The organism is Pontibacter burrus, assembly GCF_010686685.1.
In the GTDB taxonomy this organism is placed as follows: Bacteria; Bacteroidota; Bacteroidia; order Cytophagales; family Hymenobacteraceae; genus Pontibacter; species Pontibacter burrus.
This window is the reverse complement of record NZ_JAAGWD010000004.1, coordinates 438,086-456,642: the sequence shown is the minus strand read 5'-3', so window position 1 is coordinate 456,642 and position 18,557 is coordinate 438,086. Positions and strand designations below refer to the sequence as shown.

The following is an 18,557-nucleotide window of genomic DNA, read 5'->3' as shown; positions in this document are numbered from 1 at the left end:
CCTTTTTGATTATGGTCACTATTTAAGTGCTTATGGAGTTTGCACCTCTCATTCTGGCAAGTACAGCAAAGCACCTTCAGCTGCTTTTCGAATCTGAGGATGATCTGAATCAGTCAGAGAGCATATTGCAGCTCGAACAGGCTGTGGCGCAAGCCGTGCTACACCTGCTTCAGCAAGACCTGAACCGCCTGCTGAACATCCTGTACCGGGTAGATGTAGATGAGCGACAGGTAAAGCAAGCTATGAAAGCTGCTACGCAGGAAGAAGTTGCGTTACAGGTTGCCCGCTTAATAATAAAGCGGGAACTGCAAAAGGCGCAGACCCGCTTTATATATCGTTATAACTAAGTCTAGTTGCAGGTTATACTGCTACTTCACTTTTCATAAAAGCTTCAACCTTATCTACCATTTCAGCAGAACCGATCACAAGCGGACAGCGCTGATGCAACTCGGTAGGCTCTATATCCAGAATACGGCGTGAACCGTCTGATGCCTTTCCGCCAGCCTGCTCAACTATAAAGCCAAGTGCGTTACACTCATACATCAGGCGCAGTTTGCCATTTGGCGCTTTGGCTGTAGATGGATAAATGTATATACCACCCTTTAAAAGGTTACGATGGAAATCAGCTACCAAAGAACCGATATAACGACCTGAATAGCCACTTTCTTTGCAGTAGTTCAAGTATTGTTTCACACCTTCCGGGAAGCTGTTTACGCCGCCTTCGTTGCATGAATAAACGGTGCCGGTTGCCGGTGTTTTAATATCAGGGTGAGACAGGAAAAACTCGCCGAGCGAAGGCTCATAGGTAAAGCCATTTACGCCGTTGCCAGTTGTATACACCAGCATAGTAGACGAGCCATAAATAATATATCCGGCAGCTACCTGGTGCGTACCATTCTGCAGGCAGTCTTCCAATGTTCCGTCACAGCCTGTTTCAGACTTTCTTCTGTAAATAGAGAAAATAGTACCGATCGATACGTTTACATCAATGTTAGATGAACCATCCAGCGGGTCGATAGCGACAATGTATTTGCCTTTTTTGTTACCAGTCTGGATAATTTCTTCTTCTTCCTCTGAAATGATGGCACATACTTCGCCGCCGTTACGCAGCGCTCTGATGAAGCGTATATTAGCAATTACATCCAGTTTTTGCTGTTCTTCGCCCTGCACGTTCTGCTGACCAAATCCACCTGTCACATCCAGCAGGCCGGCACGGTTGATCTCACGGTTCACAATTTTGGCCGCCAGCGCAATGTCGCGCAACAGCTGCGAAAGTTCTCCGGTTGCATACGGGAAATCTTTCTCTTTTCTCATAATAAACCTGTCGAGCGTGGTGCCTACAGGTAGTGCCAGATTAAAATTCATAAGAGCAGAAGTTTATACTTAAATATATAGTTGTACAAAAATATCATTTTTTGATTCATAAACGAAGGCTACCTATTTTTACGAGGTATAATCGTTAACTGAATGAAAGTATTTAAGTTTGGTGGTGCCTCGGTAAAGGATGCAGCCGCTTTCAGAAACCTGGCCCATATAGTGCAGCAACATGGCGGCATGCGTCATTTACTTATAGTTGTATCGGCGATGGGCAAGACCACCAACGCCCTGGAACAGGTATTTGACCTGGCATTCAGGCAACAGGATTATACGCCGGTACTGGAACAAAGCAAAATGTACCACCTGCAAATTGTACAGGCGCTGTTCCCGGACCAAGGTGCCCCTATATACGAAGAGTTCGAAGACCTGTTATCTAAGCTGAACTATAGCCTGCAGCACCTCAACCACCAGGCAACTTACGACCAACTATACGACCAGATTGTGAGCTACGGAGAGCTGCTGGCATCAACTATACTGCACCATTACTTAAAGTCGCAAAACCTGGCTAACACCTGGGTTGACAGCCGCAAGTATATACAAACCGACACAACCTGGCGCGAAGCCAAAATTGACTGGAACTGGACAGAACGACTTGTAAAACGCGACCTGCCTGCTATACTTAACGAACACCTTATAGTTACACAGGGCTTTTTAGGCGGTACCAACAATGGCCTTACTACTACACTGGGCCGCGAAGGCTCAGACTTTAGTGCTGCTATTTTTGCTTATTGCCTCGATGCTGAAGAGATGGTTATCTGGAAAGATGTGGAAGGTTTACTGAACGCGGATCCGAAATACTTTACCGACACCATCCGGTATAGTGAAATATCTTACCAGGAAACAGTGGAGATGGCTTATTATGGCGCTTCTGTTATCCACCCGAAAACGATAAAGCCGCTCGCTAACAAGCTGATTCCGCTGTATGTAAAATCTTTCCTAAACCCGGCCGGCGAAGGTACTCGTATCTGCGACTGCCGCTACGATAAGTTGGCGCCAGCTTACATTATAAAGGAGAATCAATGCCTGTTGTCTTTTAGTGTAAAGGATTTTACGTTTATATCAGAGAAGAACCTGGGGACTATTTTTAACGCATTGTCTGAGCTAAGGCTTAAAATTAACCTGATGCAGAATTCTGCTATTTCATTCTCTGTATGTACAGACTGGCATGAGCAGCGCATACAAAAATTAAGAGATACCCTGCGGGATGAATTCGTAATTCACTATAACACAGGCCTAAAGCTCTATACGATCAAGAACTATGATGCAGCCAGTATCCGAAAGGTTGCAACTGACAAGGATGTTCTCTTAGAACAACGCACACGAACTACATACCAAATTGTTATAAAATAGTATTAAATCAATCAAAAACTTGTATATTTGCTCATACGGTAGCAAAAGTTCTCCAAAAATTACAGTTAAACAAAATATATTTAACACGTATATACGGGAACAGCTACCACCTTATAGCACTCTGTATGCAGCCAGTAGAACAAGTAAATAAAATCTTTATAGCTAAGTTATTTTTATTGTTTGGTTTACTGTATCTGGGCTTTGTGCTGGAAGTACCGCAGTTTGTAAAGGCTTCTGAAAAGAAACCAAAAGGTGGCAGCTATGCTTCCCCTGCACACGAGGAGGAACCAATGTTGATAAAGAACCTATACTATCAGCTGGTATCTGGAGAATTGCCCGATAAAGAAGAAGTAAGCATCTGATAAAACTATAAGCCTGCAGTAGCAGGCTTTTTTTATGGGCTTGCTACAAAAAACCTTAATTTAGCCTGCATAACAAAAAGCTAAGCATAACTATGGAATTTATACTTGTTACCCCACAGGCACAGCCCCATGTAGCACTGATACAACTTAACAGACCTAAAGAACTGAACGCCCTTAACCTGCAACTGATGGGTGAACTGCGCGATGCACTGAAAGAGCTGGACGATAACGATGAGGTGCGTGCCATTATCATAACAGGAAACGAACGTGCTTTTGCAGCTGGAGCTGACATTAAGCAAATGGCTGGCAAAACCGCCATTGATATGCTTAACATCGATCAGTTCTCGACCTGGGATCAGATCCGCAAAACAAAAAAACCAATTATTGCAGCTGTTTCGGGTTTTGCCCTTGGTGGTGGTTGCGAACTTGCCATGACCTGCGATATGATCATCGCTTCAGAAACAGCTATGTTCGGTCAGCCTGAAATTAAGATTGGCGTGATGCCGGGAGCTGGTGGCACGCAACGCCTGACCAAAGCAATAGGAAAAGCCAAAGCCATGGAAATGGTACTGACTGGTAAGTTTATGCCAGCCGAAGAAGCCGAGAAACAAGGCCTGATAAACCGTGTAGTACCGGTTGAACTGTATTTAGATGAAGCCTTTAAACTGGCAGCCGAAATTGCTAAGATGTCTCCTGTAGCTATTAAACTGGCCAAAGAATCTGTTAACCGCTCTTTTGAAACCCAATTAGACGAAGGCCTGCACTTTGAGCGCAAGAATTTCTACCTATGCTTCGCCTCAGAAGACCAGACTGAAGGCATGAACGCTTTTGTAGAAAAACGCGCACCTGAGTTTAAGGGAAGGTAACTATAGTTAGAAAGTTTAGAAGTTAAAAAGTTAGAAAGTTGTCTACACAACAAGTTTAGCTTCAATATAACTTGCGGCAAACTATAGCCAAAACTATAGAACTATAGTTTTGGCTATAGTTCTATGCTGGCGCGGATCTGTGATCCGTGACTTATCTATAACATTGGATTTGCAATCCAACTGGGCTGAACGCCCAACTATAGTTCGACACGAGCGAGGACGCTCGCACCATGGTAATTATTCCAACCATAACTCAACTATTGTTTCCAGCTAAACTATAATTTAAACTCGCGCAGAAAGCTAGTTACAAACTGATTCTATAGTTGTCCACAAGTTGCACTCTTTTAAACTTATGGTAATCCCCCGTTCAAACCTATAGTTCTATAGCTGAAACGCAAAGTATTGCGTCTCTACATCTTCTAATTCCCAAACTCACTTACTCTCTAACTCCTAAACTTCTTCAACTTTCTAACTTCCAAACTTTTTAACTTTCAAACTTACTTCTATCTTTGCAGGAACTTTCCTTAGTTAAGAATTATTCTTATCTAGTATGCAGCAAAAACTCACGCGAGACGAAGTACGACAGCGCCTATCGGATGGTGGACTAAAGGCCACACATCAGCGCATTGTTGTATTTGAGTCGGTGATGGAACTGCATGGGCACCATCCTACTGCCGAAGATGTGCATCAGCACCTGAGATCGGCAAATCCTACCATCTCGCTGGGTACGGTTTACAAAACGCTGGATACGTTTGTGGAGACAGGCCTGATCAAAAGGGCGCTCTCGGAGAAAGGTGGTAAGCGTTACGATGCGAACACGCATGTGCATAATCACATCTTCTGTAGCAGAACCAAAGAGATAGTCGATTTTGAAGACGAAGAACTGGAGCAACTGCTGACAGACTTTTTCAGCAAACGAAAGCTGGAGAACTTCGAGATCAAAGGCTTTTCGGTACAGCTAACAGGAAATAAGGTGGAGCCCGATAAACAAATCAGTATTATACGAGTTTCTAAATAGATTATTAAAACCCTAAAAATTAAATAAACATGGCAGTATTAGTAGGTAAAAAAGCACCTTCTTTTAAAGCAATGGCCGTTGAAAACGGTGAGTTCGTAGAGAACTTCTCATTGGAACAGTATATCGGTAAAAAACACGTGATTTTCTATTTCTACCCAATGGACTTCACTTTCGTTTGTCCTACCGAGATCATCGCTTTCCAGGACAGAATGGAGGAGTTTGAGCGTAAAAACGTTGCTGTAGTTGGTTGCTCTACTGACACACATTTCTCTCACTTTGCATGGCTGAACACACCACGTAACCAGGGTGGTATCGAAGGTGTTAACTACCCATTGGTAGCTGATGCTTCTAAAACGATTGCTCAGAACTACGATGTATTGGCTGGTCACTACGAGTACAACGAAGAAGGTCAGGTAGAATTTGTTGGTGAGCCGGTTGCTTACCGCGGTCTGTTCCTGATCGACAAAGAAGGTGTAGTTCGTCACCAGGTTGTAAACGACCTTCCACTTGGCCGTTCTATCGACGAGGCGCTGCGTATGGTTGATGCCCTGCAGTATTTCGAAGAGAAAGGCGAAGTTTGCCCGGCAAACTGGTCTGAAGGTAAAGAAGCGATGCAGGCTACAAAAGAAGGTGTATCTAACTACCTTGCAAAGCACTAAGCTTTAAAAGTAACTTATTGATAGAAAAGCCCCGGCAAAAATGCCGGGGCTTTTTGTTTTATTTAAACAGACAGTGTCGCATCCTTCTCAGAGAAGAAGAGCATCCTTATTTCTCAACCTTCTTTAAGTAGATAGTTTGCTTTCTGATCCATAACGTATCAGAACCTTTCAGAAACTGGTTATGTAAATGCTTGTCAGCATCTGTATTTACTGTCAGGAACAAACTTTTCTTTATACTGCCTATCTGCCGCAAGAAAACCTCCTGATACCGCTCAATTGCCAGGATACTATCATTCCGCTTTACAATAAATAGCTTGTGCAATTCTTCCAGTTTTTTGAAATCATTTTCCAGCCTGTAGCCTTCTGAAGCAGATGGGTTCAGAACCATTACCGGAGTTAGTTTTAATGGGTTGAAGGTTATGTTTTGTTTTTGGTACGAGGCAGTATAAGTATGAGAGAAGCTGTTTTCTATGCTTGGATCCGGCTTAAACTCGCTGTAGACAATTACAGTATCCTGCTCCTTAAACTCTGCTTTTAAAACATTGGCAACTATAGTTGAGAACAGGTACTTACTTCCGCCTAAGTGTTTTGCCTTATCGCCGGTTACTTTACCATCTTTGGTATACACTTCAACATCGCTGGTCTCGACGTTGTATAGCTCAAAGGTAGCCGGAGCCTTAATTGTAGGCTCATGCGTTTCAACTTCATCTTTGGAACAACCAGCAAGTACTCCAATAATGGTGATTAGAGAAAGATTATGTATTAACCTATTTATCATCTGCCACAATTAATAATTCCGAAACGTCTATTAACGTAAAACAAGCCTTATCAGCTATAAAATAAAAATCCCCGGCCATTCAGGCCAGGGATTTTTGTTTATATCATTCTATAGTTCAGCTTACTGTTTTATCCACAGCGCGCCGTTCTTGGATGCATATTTGCCAATCTTACCTTCCTCATATAATTTCTGCAGATACACTTCTGCCTCGCTCTTTTTCACACCAGCAAGTACCGCAAACTCTTTGGTTGTAAGCGTGCTATAGTTGGCAAAAAGTGATGTGTAATCAGTATCATACGCTTTTTTAGTTGCGTCCGGGTGTAGCTGCAGCAGCGCCTGCTCATACTGCTCGTAAGGGCGCGAGCCATATACCAGCACACGGTTATCGTTCTCATCCGATACAAAAATGGTCGGGAAGCCCCGAACACCCAGCTGTCGCGCCATAGTTAAATCCTGCTGGAACAGCTCTACTGCTTTTCCTTCAAAATCAGCTTTTAACTGCACTACATCCAGGCCGGTTTGTTCTGCAGCGAGTGCCAGGTTTTCCCAGCGGGCAATGTTTTTCTTCTCTAAAAAGATCATTTCCTTTATCCTGCGCAGGAACTTCACGGCTTTTTCTTCGCCTTGCAACTGGGCCGCTTTAAAGGCTATAGATGGCGGGTAAGAAGATGGCAGCGGATCTTCCAGCCACAGGTCGCCGTCTATTGGCATTTCGTAGTAGGCGCCGGCTTCTTCCCAGTGCTGGGCTACGCTGGCTGGTCCGTTCACGTCGCGGCCACCGTAAGTATCCCAACTTCTCAGCAGGCCGCCCATGCGGTATTCTACTTCAAAATAGGATCCGTACTCCAGCGCCAGTTTCTTTAGCTGCGGATCGATGCCCCAGCACGAAGAACAGATCGGGTCGGTAAAGTATAATAGTTTGATTGGCTTCTTAGTGGCAGCGATATTGGTATCTTCTATAGTTGCTTCTGAAGTTGGTATTTCGCAGATACCGGTTTCCATATCGCAATGCATCATTGGTTTTGTCTCCATGGTTTTATTTCTCGTTAAACATTGTAAAAAATAACCTGTTACTATAGTAGCTAACAGGCTGTATTGAACTACTTTTACAAAGGTCGAACTATAATCAGGGAGAGTCAATTAGTCAAAAAAACATGACTACCAATAATTTTTCACAAGGCGATCCGAGCTGCCCCGCCGAGAACATTTTAAAGCAATTATCAGGTAAATGGAAGCCGCAGATCTTTAGATTGGCGTTGGGAGGGCCGGTGCGGTTTAACAGTTTGCTGCGCCAGTTACCGGGCTCCAATAAGCAATCAGTGGCTACAGCACTCAAGGAAATGGAAGAAGCAGATATCCTGGTTAAAACTATAGTTCAAGAAAAACCGCTGCACATTGAATATACACTGTCAGAAAGAGGACTAGCAATGGTGTCCGTATTCAGAAGTATGGAAGGATTCTTGAACTGATTACTTAGGCCAGCTTAACCCGTGCCGTAGCATGGTTTATCAACTATAGTTAGGTCAACATAGTAGCAAGAAGATAAAGCAGATCTTTATTCCTCATCTACAAACTTAGCAATACATCTAAATCCGAGATATAAATGTGGTGAGTTATACTGCATCGTTCTGGTTGTGCTGCCATCTAACTCGTCTGGGCTATAGTTGTTACCACCCATTGCTACATATTCTGTTAATGTCATTTCACTAACATTATCAAAAATATTTAAAATCCTGTTATCCTTCCGACTTGCATTCTGAACAAAATAAACTCCTGAACGTCTTCGTTGTTTTCTTTTAGTTTTCTCCAGCTCTTTATTAATCCTTTCGAACTCTGAATGTAAGAGAGCTTCAGCAATTTCGCTCCATTCTTCTTTCGTAGGCAGCGTGTACTTAACCTTCCTGTTCATATTTTTACTTACAACCTCAGACCGCCAGTTACAATAATCCAAAGCCTGCTCGTAAGTAATTAATACAATCGGTTTAAAGTAATTTTCGGGTAATGTATACCAGGTATTGCTTTCCTGAGGATAAAGAGTATGCACTTCTGCAGAATCCAGCTGCTTTTTTCTATAAAACATGTATTCCATCCAGTGCACGTTCAGGACTTCTGTTCGATCTATATAATAGTCTTTTACTTTTGCGGTTCCTATAGGTGGGACATCACCCGTTCCCAGGAACAAAATGAAGAGCAGAGCGAACATGACGGATATGGTTGGTTAAAATCAGTATTCCGAATATACTATTTTTAGCTGTTTAATCAGCGGCAGATAATCATAATTTAAGGAAATTTGCGTTAATTACTTACGCTAACTTAACCAGCCATAACCCTATAAAGGTTGCCAGCAACCCAAGCAGTACGCTTGCAAGCACATAAACTATTGCCGGCCAATACTGGCCGCCTTGTAGCAGGCTTATCGTTTCGCCGGAGAAGGCTGAGAATGTGGTAAAGCCACCCAATACGCCGGTCGCCAGGAATAAGCGCCATTCATCTGATAGAGTACCTTTGGCAAAAAGGCCAAAAACAATCCCGATCAGGAAACAGCCTACTATATTTACTACCAGCGTACCAACCGGAAATTGGGTCAGGCTTTTTGATTGTATAAGCTGCGATAACAGGTATCGCCCCACGCCACCTATAAAACTGCCTGCCCCAATTGCCAGAAGTATCTTCATTTAAACTATAGTTTAGTGTTTCTGCTCGTAATCGTAGTTCACCATCCAGTTGATACCGAATTTGTCGGTAAACATGCCGAAAAGCGCACCCCAGAAAGTTTTATTCAAAGCCATTGTTACCTGGCCACCGGCAGATAAGCCATCAAACAGGCGTTTCGCTTCGTCTTCGTTATCGGCGTTGATAGAGATAGAAAAGTTGTTGCCCATTACCGTAGCATGACCGAACGCTTCAGAAGAATCTGATCCCATTAAAGTAGTTTCCTTGCTGATCGGCAGCGAAATGTGCATGATCTTGTCTCCTTCTGATTCCGGGATTGGGTTTTCGGAAGGCATGTCTTTAAAGCGACCTACATACGGGAAATCGCCACCGAAAACAGATCGGTAAAAGTTGAATGCTTCTTCGCAGTTGCCTGCAAAGGTCAAGTAAGGGCTGATTGATGCCATGGTATAGTTTATAAGGTTAGATGATCGTTCTGTTTCCAAATATAGAACAATTAATACCTATCCCAATCAGGTAAACTATAGTTTAGGTTTGCTTTTTATAGGGCTTTAGTTCTCCGTCTTTTACCAACCAGGCTTTATCCGCTTGCTTTACAATTTCTTCTTTATCGTCAGAGTAAGCTTCTACAATTCTGTATTTCTTATCCCCGAAATGCTTGTCTAAACGGGCAATCTTCTCCTCTTCCTTGCAGGCTTTGCCATCAACCAGGTACGTATTGTCAATATAGTTTGCCTTTGTCCCGAAGAACCCATCAATCTTGTATAGTTCAAACAGCGGCTCGACGTAAATTTCCAGCCCGCCGGTAGCGCAGAAAACCTGTACGCCATCCTTTTTCAGCTTATCCAGCCGTTCCTTTATTTCCCGGTTAAAATTCTCCGGGTACTCTTTCTCCCAAAACTCTTTGGCGTATTCTTTCACCTTGTCGGGTGGCAGGTTATCCAGGTAATTAAAAAAGTTCTCTTTAAACTCGGTTTGTCTGATCTGGTGCATTTTCAGCAGGGCTTTATAATAGAGCATCTGCACATAATAAGCAGCTTTATGCGGTTTTTTAGTGCTGATAAACTTAAAGAATTCGTCTTTGGAGCTCTTGTTATAGAAGGTCTTGTTCAGGTCGAAAACTGCTATTTTTATTTCCTGCGCGCTGCTGTCTGCCATTTTGAGTTTGCTGTTTAGGGTAAGAATTGTACGCAACTATAGTTGGCAGAGGTAAACACAATCAAAACTATTGCAACCTAAACCGCTATATTTGCAGCAAATCACAACCTATAGTTTTGAAACTACTCTACGACATTGGCCTGAAAGCTTACAACGGACTACTCACCGTGGCGGCACCTTTTAACCAAAAGGCAAAGCTAATGCTGCAGGGCCGCGACAGGCAGTTTGAGAAGTTGCAAGAGGCGTTTGCTGGCAACACAGCGTCGGTCGTGTGGTTTCATTGTGCTTCGTTGGGTGAATTTGAGCAGGGCCGCCCGGTTATAGAAGCCTTTAAAGCCGAGTTTCCAGAGTATAAAGTGCTGCTTACCTTCTTCTCCCCTTCCGGTTACGAAGTGCGCAAAAACTATAGCGGTGCCGATTTTATCTTTTACCTGCCGCTGGATAGTGCTGCCAATGCCCGGAAATTCATAACTATAGTTCAGCCAAAGCTGGCAGTGTTCGTAAAGTACGAGTTCTGGCATTATTACCTGCAGGAGCTGGAGCAGCATCATATTCCGATACTTTCTATTTCGGCTATTTTCCGGCAAGACCAAGTTTTCTTTAAGCCATACGGGGAATTTAACCGCAACATGCTGCGCCGCTTCACGCACATCTATACGCAAAACAAACAATCGCTGGAGCTGCTGCAAACTATAGGAGTTACCCAGGCAACTATAGCCGGCGACACACGCTTCGACCGTGTACTGCAGACTGCCGCCACTATAAAACCGATACCTGTTGTGGATGCTTTTACTGCCGGGCAAAAGGTGTTTATGGTAGGAAGCAGCTGGCCTGCCGATATTGATGTTTTACTTCCGCTTATCCAGAAGTATAAGTCAACTATAAAGTTCATCATCGCGCCACACGAGATCCACGAGAGTGGCATCTCAACCCTGATACAAACTATAGGCGAAGGTGCTGTTAGGTTCTCGCAGGCGGATGCCCAAACTATAGCCAACTATAGCGTGCTGGTGATCGATAATATTGGCATGCTGTCGGCGCTCTATAGTTATGGCACGTACGCTTACATTGGTGGTGCTTTTGGCAAAGGACTTCATAACACATTAGAGGCTGCCGTATTTGGGTTACCGCTGTTTTTCGGGCCTAAGTATGGTAAGTTTCAGGAAGCGGTGGACCTGGTAAAACTAGATTGTGCTTTTCCGGTGAATAATGCCGATGAGCTGCTGGCTGCTTTTGAGAAGGTACAAACCACACCCGGCGCTAGACAAACTATAACCGACACCGAAAAACAATACGTACAAGAGCAGGCAGGTGCCACCACACAAATTATGGCCGATATACAGCGCCTGTTAAAAAGATAAGATGAAAGGAGTTGTAGTTAAATCGACGGGATCGTGGTATTTGGTTCGGGATGCGGAAGGCAAGCTGCACCGTGCCCGTTTGCGCGGAAAGTTCAAAATAAAAGGCCTTAAGGTAAGCAATCCACTGGCTGTTGGCGACCGCGTGGAGTTTGACGTGGAAACGACCGGCGAAGACACCGCCGTGATCCATAAGATAGAAAACCGCGAAAACTACATCATCCGCCAGAGTACGCATAAAACAGCCTACTCACACATCATAGCTGCCAACCTGGACCAGGCCCTGCTTATAGTTACCCTGGTTTCGCCACGTACCTCCTTCGGATTTATTGACCGCTTTTTAGTCACCGCCGAAGCTTACGACATCCCAACCGTACTAGTCTTCAACAAAACTGACCTGTACGACGAGGAGATGCGCGATTACCAGCGCCAGATCAGCCACATGTACCAGCAAATTGGCTACAGCAGCATCACGGTTTCGGCTAAGACAAACGAAGGAACTGAGGAAATGAACAGCCTGTTGCACGGCAAAACAACCTTACTTTCGGGCCATTCGGGTGTAGGCAAATCTACGCTCATCAACCTTATAGTTCCGGACCTGGAGCTGAAGACTTCTGAAATTTCTGATTTCTCGGATAAAGGCGTGCACACCACTACCTTTGCCGAAATGTTCGAGATCGACAATGAGACTTTCATCATAGACACGCCTGGTATAAAAGAACTGGGTATAGTTGATATCTCAAAAAACCAGCTGGGCCACTACTTCCCGGAAATGCGCGAGCGTATGAACCAGTGTCGTTTTAACAACTGCACCCACTTTAATGAACCCGGCTGCGCTATAGTAGATGCCGTGCGCCACAACGAGATTTCGCTTACCCGCTACGAAAGCTACCTGAGCATGTTGATGGGCGACGATAACCGGAAGTGATTTAGATGATAAAAGGTTAGAAAAGTATAAGTCAGAAAGTAAAGAAGCAGAGTTCAGGAGTCGCGCCTATTGCTATCCTGCAGCCATTCTTTTGCAGTTGCCTGATCATTGAATTCCTTATAAACTATATGGGTTTCTGGTAATGTCTGCAAGTCCGCCACAAGCTCTTTCACAAAATTCTCGCGGTTTATATTAGTAGTGCCTAAACGTGCCACCCTTTCAAGGCGGGTACTGACCAGGTTCTTAGCAAAACTCACATTAAGCTCTACATATTCCTCATCCGATACAGCGACTACATCTTCACGGGCATCTATCAGTAGTCTTTTAATATCATAACTGCGGACCTTTTCCACCAGAATCTGCATGGTATAACTTAACTCAGGGCTTGTAGCGGTATCGCTTGCAAACCATTTAACTACCAGAATGTCGGAGGCTACATCATAATCTAATATGAAAAGGCCATCTTTATGCAGAATCATTTGAGCTGATAAGATATTGTAAGAAAAAACAGAGGCGTAATATAACGAATTATGGTCAACAGCCGGATTCCTTTACAGCTCAACTACTCATTTAGTTTAGGCCCTTTTCTATTTATTTTATGCGTAAAGTAGTCGGGCTATAGTCATGCACCTCATCCTAACATTTCGCCTTAACGTTAACAATTTATATTTCAGATACATAACCACTGTGACAATGAAACTGGATAACGCGAACATTCTGATAACCGGTGGCACCTTAGGAATTGGCCATGCCACTGCAGAACTACTTATAAAATACGGAGCCAATTTAGCCATAACTGGCAGGGACGAAAACCGCACACAACGTGCAGCCCGCGCGCTGGGGGCATTCCCTATCACCGCCGATGTCGCCGACCCCGGTGACATCAGGCATACCTTTACTACCTTCATGAATGAGTTCGGTCGGTTGGATGTACTGATCAATAATGCGGGAATTGGCCTTCATAAGCCGTTAGATGAGGTTACGCTGGAAGACTTTGAAAAAATTTACCGGGTAAATGTTTTTGGCGCAGCTATGATGGCAGCAGGCGCGGCACGGATCTTTAAAAAGCAACGGCACGGACATATCATTAATATCGGCTCTACGGCAGCAACCAAAAGTTATGAGGGCGGCACGGTTTACGCATCGTCTAAGGCAGCGCTGCGCAGCATGACGCAGAGCTGGCAGATGGAGCTGCGCCGGTACAATGTACGGGTTATGTTAATTAACCCCAGCGAAGTAACTACTGCCTTTGGCCGGGAAGAACGGGAAGAGCGGCGCACAGAGCCCAACAAACTGCGTGGCCAGGAAATTGCATGGGCCATTAAAAGTGCTCTGGAGATGGATAACCGCGGTTTTATACCGGAGCTTGCTGTATGGGCCACTAATCCCTTCTGAAACTATAGCAGCGGCAGATAAATACGTGCCGGCTATAGTTTAACTTATTGCGCTATAACTTCTTTGGCTTCGGGTAACAGCACTTTGTTTACCACATGGATCACCCCATTCTTGCTCATCATATCGGCATCCGTTACTTCGGCGCCGTTAATCATCACCTTGTTTTGTTCCTTTGTTACCTGTAACTGCTGGTTGCCAAGCGTTTTTATAGTTGACCCCTCCTGCAGTGCCGATGCATCTACTTTACCTGCAACTATATGGCTGTTAACCAACGCGGTAAGCTCTGCTTTGTTGGCTGGTTTTAGAAGCTCCTGCATTGTATTGGCTGGCAGGGAATCGAACGCTGCGTTGGTGGGTGCAAACACTGTGTAGGGGCCTGTATTGCTCAGCACTTGCACCATCCCGGCTTTCTGAACAGCTTTGTAAAAAGTGGAAAGTTCGCGGTTATAGCGTGTGTTTTGTGGTATTGTTCTGGAAGAGCCTGCATCCGCAGTTTTTTGTAACGTTTGGCTGTTTCCGGAAATCAGTTGCTTGGCAGCCTCCTGGGTATCAGAGGCCGAAACCGAATTACGTTGCTGCAATTGGTCGTGGCTGGCATCTGTACCACAACCTCCCGCCAGTACTATCAGCGCCAGCGCCAGCATATAGTTTATAACCTGTTTTGTTTTCATAAAGCGTTAGGGTAAGGGCGCATCTTCAGGAAATGCCGGCTTTATTGCCACATTATCATTATCATAAACTATAAATTGCTTACTTTTGTTATCTATAATTGATGTTGAAGATTAACCAGAACTATACATGAGAACTGCAGAAATCCATACAGCTAAAGGGATAATGAAAGTTGAGTTTTACGAGAAAGATGCTCCTAAAACAGTAGATAATTTTGTAAAACTGGCTCAGGATGGCTTTTACGATGGACTTACTTTCCACCGTGTCCTTCCTGATTTCGTGATTCAGGGCGGCTGCCCTAATACCCGCGATGGCGCAAAAGGGATACCAGGCACTGGTGGCCCGGGTTATAAAATTGACTGCGAACTGAATGGCGAAAACCAGTACCACGACCGTGGCGTGCTGAGCATGGCTCATGCCGGACGAAACACTGGCGGCTCTCAGTTCTTTATCTGCCACAGCCGTAAAAACACAGCGCACCTGGATCGTAACCACACCTGCTTCGGCAAAGTGGTAGAAGGCCTGGATGTGATCGACCAGATCCGCGCAAACGACCGTATCGAGAAGATTGTGGTGAACGAAGAATAAACACTGCGTTACCTAACTATAGAAGCCGCCCCGCACAGGAGCGGCTTTTTTTTTGCCTGAACTATAGCGTAGTACCTATATTATATAAAGCTATAGTTTAAACTTTCTAACAAAACCGAGTCCTAGCCAGTATTTATTTTTAATTTAGAAATAAAGCAGCCCAGTGTTTTACAAGGGCTCCTGTTTCTGCTAATCCCTCGTTAGCAGAAACATCCTTCTCTCTGAGGCAAATAATATGGTTGCATAACAGCCAGCAGGCTTACAAACAAATTCATGAAGAAACTCGCTTTACATTGGCAGATCCTGATTGGTATGGCTCTTGGCGTAGGCTGGGGCATGATGTCCAGTTCTCTTGGCCTCAATCAGTTCACTGCAGACTGGATCAGTCCTTTCGGTACTATTTTTATTAACCTGCTAAAACTGATTGCTGTGCCGTTGGTACTGGCCTCGCTCATAACCGGTATTGCCAGCCTGAGTGACATCAGTAAACTATCCCGCATTGGCACCAAAACTATAGTTACCTACCTGGCAACAACTGTTCTGGCTGTAGTTTTGGGCTTGGTGCTGGTAAATATATTTGAGCCTGGCAAAGCTTTCTCCCCTCAAAAGCGCGAAGAGTTTAAAGAACAGTATGCTGCTACTACCGTTGAAAAATCGAGTGATGCTGCCGCTGTAGAGCAGTTAGGCCCCCTGCAACCTATAGTGGATATAGTGCCCGAGAACCTGTTTATGGCCATGACCAACAACGGCAGCATGCTGCAGGTTATCTTTTTTGCGCTGTTCTTTGGCATTGCCCTCATCCTGATACCGCCCGATAAGGCTGCGCCCGTCAGTGCTTTTTTTGATGGCGTGAATACTGCTATCCTGAAGATAGTAGACATTATTATGATGGTTGCACCTTATGGCGTATTTGCTTTGCTGGCCGGGCTGGTGGTAGATTTTGCCGGCGACGACCCGGGCGCTGCCTTAGAGTTGCTGATGGTGCTGGGCTACTACTGCATTGTGGTCATTATCGGGCTTTTGTTAATGATTTTTGCGGTTTACCCGATATTGGTTGTTGTTATAGGCAAGTCTAACTATAAGCATTTTCTGAAGGGCATATTTCCGGCGCAAATGCTGGCTTTCTCAACCTCTTCTAGTGCAGCGACTTTACCGGCAACGATGGAGTGCGCTGAGAAAAACCTGGGCATAAACAAGGAGATTACCAGCTTTGTATTACCTCTGGGCGCGACTGTAAATATGGACGGTACCAGCCTTTACCAATCGGTAGCTGCGGTGTTTATAGCCCAGGCCTATGGCATTGAACTGGACTTGGCAGCGCAGTTGGGTATTGTAATGACGGCGACACTGGCTTCGATAGGTGCTGCCGCTGTGCCTGGTGCCGGTATAGTTATGCTGGTAATTGTATTGCAACAGGCAGGCATCCCGATAGAAGGTATTGCACTTATACTTGCGCCCGACCGCCTGCTGGATATGATGCGCACTACCGTAAACATTACCGGCGACGCAACCGTGGCCATGATGGTAGCCCGAACCGAAGGCCAGTTGCATCCACCTACAGAGATAAAAGTAAAATAGCGTATAACCCAGCCCCGAGCGCGAAGGCCCAGTAACGACTTTCGCGCTCTTCGGGCAATTCCTCTTTCAGCACGTTCATAATTACGCCCCCACCTACAAATGCCATCAGTACAATTACCACTGTCTGGGGCACTTCTTTCACAAAACCTACTCCCCAGCCTAGCACAAGAAACAGTACCAGTATCCAGCGGCCATATTTGCGGTAGGTTTCCCGGTGATGCTCCATAAGGCCAAAGTCGTTCACCAGAAAATGTAAGGCCATCGCTATTGAGAAGAGTATCATTTCGTGTACAGGCCCTTCTTCCCGCTGGAAAAGAATGTACCCGATCAGTGCATTATAAATGGCAAACGACCCAATATGTACCCAGAAAATTCCGGTAGGCGCTATCTTACTGTCCTCCTTGTTATCTTTGGCAACCTGTACCCGCTTCATAGATACTACTGAGCGCTCCAGCCCATAAAACACGGCCAGCCCGAAAAGCGACACCAGGTATACATGATGCTCCAGGAACCGGGTTGCCCACCAGGTATTTTCCTGCAGGTGCTCCTGCCCTTCCTGCAACTCCGGGAACAGGTGCAGAAAAACGTAAGCCACTGACACGCCTCCCGCTCCGGACAGCCAGATACTACGTGGCACCCCTGCCAGGAAACGCAACCTGTTCCCGTAAAAATGGATCAGGACAAGAAACAGTATAGGCCAGACAGATATAGGATGCTCCATAGGTATTGGCTACTTTAATTTACCTGCGCAGGTTGCTGCATTTAGTGGCCTATCGTAACTTATTCATTATATTGACTTTGATAGAATGCAGGTTATAGTTACAGCTAATAAATAAGGCAGATAACTATAAGTAACTTAAGTGTAAACGCCTCACAAAAACTATAAAACTATGATACCAGATTATATTAATCAGAATAAGGCATTATGGAATGCCAGAACCCAGGTACATGTCGACTCTGCTTTTTATAATGTGGCGTCTTTTAAAGCTGGCCGAAGTTCTCTTAATGATATTGAGCTTGAACTGTTGGGCAGTGTAGAGAGCAAGAAAATACTCCACCTGCAGTGCCACTTCGGGCAGGATACCTTATCGCTGGCGCGAATGGGAGCGGATGTAACCGGCGTGGATCTTTCGGATGTGGCGATTGCGAAGGCGCAGGAACTGGCAGCTGAGCTAGATTTAAACGCCCGCTTTATCTGCTGCAATGTGCTGGAGCTCGACAAACACCTGGCGGAGCAGTTTGACATCGTTTTCTGCTCTTATGGAGTAATAGGCTGGCACCCCGATATGCAAGTCTTCGCAAGTATAGTTAGCACGTTTCTTAAACCCGGCGGTGCATTTTACCTGGTAGAGTTTCACCCCTTCATCTGGATGTACGACAATAAACAGGAGAAAATTACTTACTCATATTTTAACGAAGGGCCTATAGTTGAAACTGAAGAAGGAACTTATGCAGATAAAGATGCACCTCTCTCGCATGACTCCTACACGTGGAACCATCCACTTAGCGATGTAATAACAGCGCTTCTGCAGCATAATTTAGAGCTAAGCCTCTTTCGGGAATACGACTATTCTCCCTACAACATCTTTCAGGAGACGACTGAATCCGGAAGCCAGTACCGCATAAAGGATCTGGAAGGGAAGTTACCACTGGTATATGCTGTAAAAGCAATTAAAAAGTAGAGAAACGGCTCTTACAGCCAAACATAATTACATTAAGAGATTTGGAACAATGCTTTAAAAGTAAAAGGCAGAACCTTCGCTCTGCCTTTTACTTTTCTAACTTTCTAACTTCTAAACT

General features: G+C 44.8%; 23 protein-coding genes. 13 read left to right on the top strand and 10 right to left on the bottom strand.

Going from position 1 to position 18,557, the window contains the following annotated elements; translation table 11 throughout:
- Nucleotides 1-32: 32 nt before the first annotated feature.
- Complete coding sequence (locus tag GXP69_RS11550; protein WP_163915214.1) at nt 33-347, top strand: hypothetical protein; 315 nt, start codon at nt 33-35, stop codon at nt 345-347.
- Between the two features lie 13 nt (nt 348-360).
- Here the strand turns inward: GXP69_RS11550 and fbp are convergent, their stop codons facing one another.
- Nucleotides 361-1,365: a class 1 fructose-bisphosphatase gene (gene fbp / locus GXP69_RS11545; RefSeq protein ID WP_163915213.1), complete on the bottom strand. Its 1,005-nt coding sequence runs from the start codon at nt 1,363-1,365 to the stop codon at nt 361-363.
- Between the two features lie 102 nt (nt 1,366-1,467).
- On the opposite strand from fbp, the gene GXP69_RS11540 reads away from it, so the two are divergent.
- The 5 genes from GXP69_RS11540 (at nt 1,468) to GXP69_RS11520 (ending at nt 5,632) form a co-directional block, all read left to right on the top strand.
- Nucleotides 1,468-2,727, top strand: a complete 1,260-nt coding sequence (locus GXP69_RS11540; protein ID WP_163915212.1) for an aspartate kinase — start codon at nt 1,468-1,470, stop codon at nt 2,725-2,727.
- Nucleotides 2,728-2,852: 125 nt separating this feature from the next.
- Complete coding sequence (locus tag GXP69_RS11535; RefSeq protein ID WP_163915211.1) at nt 2,853-3,089, top strand: hypothetical protein; 237 nt, start codon at nt 2,853-2,855, stop codon at nt 3,087-3,089.
- Nucleotides 3,090-3,181: 92 nt separating this feature from the next.
- Complete coding sequence (locus GXP69_RS11530) at nt 3,182-3,955, top strand: enoyl-CoA hydratase-related protein (RefSeq protein ID WP_163915210.1); 774 nt, start codon at nt 3,182-3,184, stop codon at nt 3,953-3,955.
- A 550-nt stretch (nt 3,956-4,505) separates the two neighbouring features.
- Nucleotides 4,506-4,973 (top strand): Fur family transcriptional regulator, encoded by a 468-nt coding sequence (locus GXP69_RS11525; protein ID WP_163915209.1) that lies wholly within the window; start codon nt 4,506-4,508, stop codon nt 4,971-4,973.
- Nucleotides 4,974-5,002: 29 nt separating this feature from the next.
- Nucleotides 5,003-5,632: a peroxiredoxin gene (locus GXP69_RS11520; RefSeq protein ID WP_163915208.1), complete on the top strand. Its 630-nt coding sequence runs from the start codon at nt 5,003-5,005 to the stop codon at nt 5,630-5,632.
- Nucleotides 5,633-5,738: 106 nt separating this feature from the next.
- Here the strand turns inward: GXP69_RS11520 and GXP69_RS11515 are convergent, their stop codons facing one another.
- Nucleotides 5,739-6,410: a hypothetical protein gene (locus GXP69_RS11515; RefSeq protein WP_163915207.1), complete on the bottom strand. Its 672-nt coding sequence runs from the start codon at nt 6,408-6,410 to the stop codon at nt 5,739-5,741.
- Between the two features lie 120 nt (nt 6,411-6,530).
- Nucleotides 6,531-7,442 (bottom strand): ClpXP adapter SpxH family protein, encoded by a 912-nt coding sequence (locus tag GXP69_RS11510; RefSeq protein ID WP_163915206.1) that lies wholly within the window; start codon nt 7,440-7,442, stop codon nt 6,531-6,533.
- Nucleotides 7,443-7,564: 122 nt separating this feature from the next.
- Between GXP69_RS11510 and GXP69_RS11505 the strand changes: the two genes are divergently transcribed.
- The gene (locus tag GXP69_RS11505) at nt 7,565-7,879 is read left to right on the top strand and encodes a winged helix-turn-helix transcriptional regulator (RefSeq protein ID WP_163915205.1); all 315 of its coding nucleotides are present in this window, start codon (nt 7,565-7,567) and stop codon (nt 7,877-7,879) included.
- An 86-nt stretch (nt 7,880-7,965) separates the two neighbouring features.
- Here GXP69_RS11505 and GXP69_RS11500 read toward each other — a convergent pair whose 3' ends face one another.
- The 4 genes from GXP69_RS11500 to GXP69_RS11485 form a co-directional block, all read right to left on the bottom strand.
- On the bottom strand, nt 7,966-8,613 hold the full coding sequence (locus tag GXP69_RS11500; protein WP_163915204.1) for an SUMF1/EgtB/PvdO family nonheme iron enzyme: 648 nt from the start codon (nt 8,611-8,613) through the stop codon (nt 7,966-7,968).
- Between the two features lie 100 nt (nt 8,614-8,713).
- Nucleotides 8,714-9,085 carry a fluoride efflux transporter CrcB gene (crcB, locus tag GXP69_RS11495; protein WP_163915203.1) on the bottom strand — a complete coding sequence of 124 codons (372 nt, stop codon included), beginning with the start codon at nt 9,083-9,085 and terminating at the stop codon, nt 8,714-8,716.
- Nucleotides 9,086-9,097: 12 nt separating this feature from the next.
- On the bottom strand, nt 9,098-9,529 hold the full coding sequence (locus GXP69_RS11490) for a VOC family protein (RefSeq protein ID WP_163915202.1): 432 nt from the start codon (nt 9,527-9,529) through the stop codon (nt 9,098-9,100).
- An 82-nt stretch (nt 9,530-9,611) separates the two neighbouring features.
- Nucleotides 9,612-10,241, bottom strand: a complete 630-nt coding sequence (locus tag GXP69_RS11485) for an HAD family hydrolase (protein ID WP_163915201.1) — start codon at nt 10,239-10,241, stop codon at nt 9,612-9,614.
- A gap of 116 nt (nt 10,242-10,357) precedes the next feature.
- Here GXP69_RS11485 and GXP69_RS11480 point away from each other — a divergent pair, with 116 nt between their 5' ends.
- On the top strand, nt 10,358-11,602 hold the full coding sequence (locus GXP69_RS11480; RefSeq protein WP_163915200.1) for a 3-deoxy-D-manno-octulosonic acid transferase: 1,245 nt from the start codon (nt 10,358-10,360) through the stop codon (nt 11,600-11,602).
- A 1-nt stretch (nt 11,603) separates the two neighbouring features.
- Nucleotides 11,604-12,527 (top strand): ribosome small subunit-dependent GTPase A, encoded by a 924-nt coding sequence (gene rsgA / locus GXP69_RS11475; RefSeq protein ID WP_163915199.1) that lies wholly within the window; start codon nt 11,604-11,606, stop codon nt 12,525-12,527.
- 53 nt (nt 12,528-12,580) lie between these two features.
- Here the strand turns inward: rsgA and GXP69_RS11470 are convergent, their stop codons facing one another.
- A complete protein-coding gene (locus tag GXP69_RS11470; protein ID WP_163915198.1) occupies nt 12,581-13,006 on the bottom strand; it encodes a vWA domain-containing protein in 426 nt (141 codons plus the stop codon).
- A 214-nt stretch (nt 13,007-13,220) separates the two neighbouring features.
- Between GXP69_RS11470 and GXP69_RS11465 the strand changes: the two genes are divergently transcribed.
- The gene (locus tag GXP69_RS11465; RefSeq protein ID WP_163915197.1) at nt 13,221-13,922 is read left to right on the top strand and encodes an SDR family oxidoreductase; all 702 of its coding nucleotides are present in this window, start codon (nt 13,221-13,223) and stop codon (nt 13,920-13,922) included.
- 44 nt (nt 13,923-13,966) lie between these two features.
- Here GXP69_RS11465 and GXP69_RS11460 read toward each other — a convergent pair whose 3' ends face one another.
- Nucleotides 13,967-14,593, bottom strand: coding sequence for a fasciclin domain-containing protein (locus tag GXP69_RS11460; RefSeq protein ID WP_163915196.1), 627 nt, complete (start codon nt 14,591-14,593; stop codon nt 13,967-13,969).
- Nucleotides 14,594-14,720: 127 nt separating this feature from the next.
- On the opposite strand from GXP69_RS11460, the gene GXP69_RS11455 reads away from it, so the two are divergent.
- Nucleotides 14,721-15,179 (top strand): peptidylprolyl isomerase, encoded by a 459-nt coding sequence (locus GXP69_RS11455; protein WP_163915195.1) that lies wholly within the window; start codon nt 14,721-14,723, stop codon nt 15,177-15,179.
- A 273-nt stretch (nt 15,180-15,452) separates the two neighbouring features.
- A complete protein-coding gene (locus GXP69_RS11450; protein ID WP_163915194.1) occupies nt 15,453-16,757 on the top strand; it encodes a dicarboxylate/amino acid:cation symporter in 1,305 nt (434 codons plus the stop codon).
- Here GXP69_RS11450 and GXP69_RS11445 read toward each other — a convergent pair.
- The gene (locus tag GXP69_RS11445; RefSeq protein ID WP_163915193.1) at nt 16,735-17,478 is read right to left on the bottom strand and encodes a hypothetical protein; all 744 of its coding nucleotides are present in this window, start codon (nt 17,476-17,478) and stop codon (nt 16,735-16,737) included. The genes GXP69_RS11450 and GXP69_RS11445 overlap by 23 nt on opposite strands.
- Nucleotides 17,479-17,647: 169 nt before the next feature.
- Between GXP69_RS11445 and GXP69_RS11440 the strand changes: the two genes are divergently transcribed.
- Complete coding sequence (locus GXP69_RS11440; protein ID WP_163915192.1) at nt 17,648-18,439, top strand: class I SAM-dependent methyltransferase; 792 nt, start codon at nt 17,648-17,650, stop codon at nt 18,437-18,439.
- Nucleotides 18,440-18,557: the final 118 nt, after the last annotated feature.

Excerpts from the sequence above, each read along its gene's own strand:
- GXP69_RS11515 (WP_163915207.1), bottom strand. The coding sequence starts at position 6,410 with ATGATAAATAGGTTAATACATAATCTTTCTCTAATCACCATTATTGGA.
- GXP69_RS11460 (WP_163915196.1), bottom strand. The coding sequence starts at position 14,593 with ATGAAAACAAAACAGGTTATAAACTATATGCTGGCGCTGGCGCTGATA.
- GXP69_RS11540 (WP_163915212.1), top strand. The coding sequence starts at position 1,468 with ATGAAAGTATTTAAGTTTGGTGGTGCCTCGGTAAAGGATGCAGCCGCT.
- GXP69_RS11520 (WP_163915208.1), top strand. The coding sequence starts at position 5,003 with ATGGCAGTATTAGTAGGTAAAAAAGCACCTTCTTTTAAAGCAATGGCC.
- crcB (WP_163915203.1), bottom strand. The coding sequence starts at position 9,085 with ATGAAGATACTTCTGGCAATTGGGGCAGGCAGTTTTATAGGTGGCGTG.
- GXP69_RS11440 (WP_163915192.1), top strand. The coding sequence starts at position 17,648 with ATGATACCAGATTATATTAATCAGAATAAGGCATTATGGAATGCCAGA.
- GXP69_RS11445 (WP_163915193.1), bottom strand. The coding sequence starts at position 17,478 with ATGGAGCATCCTATATCTGTCTGGCCTATACTGTTTCTTGTCCTGATC.
- GXP69_RS11450 (WP_163915194.1), top strand. The coding sequence starts at position 15,453 with ATGAAGAAACTCGCTTTACATTGGCAGATCCTGATTGGTATGGCTCTT.
- GXP69_RS11490 (WP_163915202.1), bottom strand. The coding sequence starts at position 9,529 with ATGGCATCAATCAGCCCTTACTTGACCTTTGCAGGCAACTGCGAAGAA.
- GXP69_RS11455 (WP_163915195.1), top strand. The coding sequence starts at position 14,721 with ATGAGAACTGCAGAAATCCATACAGCTAAAGGGATAATGAAAGTTGAG.
- GXP69_RS11505 (WP_163915205.1), top strand. The coding sequence starts at position 7,565 with ATGACTACCAATAATTTTTCACAAGGCGATCCGAGCTGCCCCGCCGAG.
- GXP69_RS11485 (WP_163915201.1), bottom strand. The coding sequence starts at position 10,241 with ATGGCAGACAGCAGCGCGCAGGAAATAAAAATAGCAGTTTTCGACCTG.
- GXP69_RS11510 (WP_163915206.1), bottom strand. The coding sequence starts at position 7,442 with ATGGAGACAAAACCAATGATGCATTGCGATATGGAAACCGGTATCTGC.
- GXP69_RS11535 (WP_163915211.1), top strand. The coding sequence starts at position 2,853 with ATGCAGCCAGTAGAACAAGTAAATAAAATCTTTATAGCTAAGTTATTT.
- GXP69_RS11465 (WP_163915197.1), top strand. The coding sequence starts at position 13,221 with ATGAAACTGGATAACGCGAACATTCTGATAACCGGTGGCACCTTAGGA.
- GXP69_RS11470 (WP_163915198.1), bottom strand. The coding sequence starts at position 13,006 with ATGATTCTGCATAAAGATGGCCTTTTCATATTAGATTATGATGTAGCC.
- fbp (WP_163915213.1), bottom strand. The coding sequence starts at position 1,365 with ATGAATTTTAATCTGGCACTACCTGTAGGCACCACGCTCGACAGGTTT.
- GXP69_RS11500 (WP_163915204.1), bottom strand. The coding sequence starts at position 8,613 with ATGTTCGCTCTGCTCTTCATTTTGTTCCTGGGAACGGGTGATGTCCCA.
- GXP69_RS11550 (WP_163915214.1), top strand. The coding sequence starts at position 33 with ATGGAGTTTGCACCTCTCATTCTGGCAAGTACAGCAAAGCACCTTCAG.
- GXP69_RS11525 (WP_163915209.1), top strand. The coding sequence starts at position 4,506 with ATGCAGCAAAAACTCACGCGAGACGAAGTACGACAGCGCCTATCGGAT.
- rsgA (WP_163915199.1), top strand. The coding sequence starts at position 11,604 with ATGAAAGGAGTTGTAGTTAAATCGACGGGATCGTGGTATTTGGTTCGG.
- GXP69_RS11530 (WP_163915210.1), top strand. The coding sequence starts at position 3,182 with ATGGAATTTATACTTGTTACCCCACAGGCACAGCCCCATGTAGCACTG.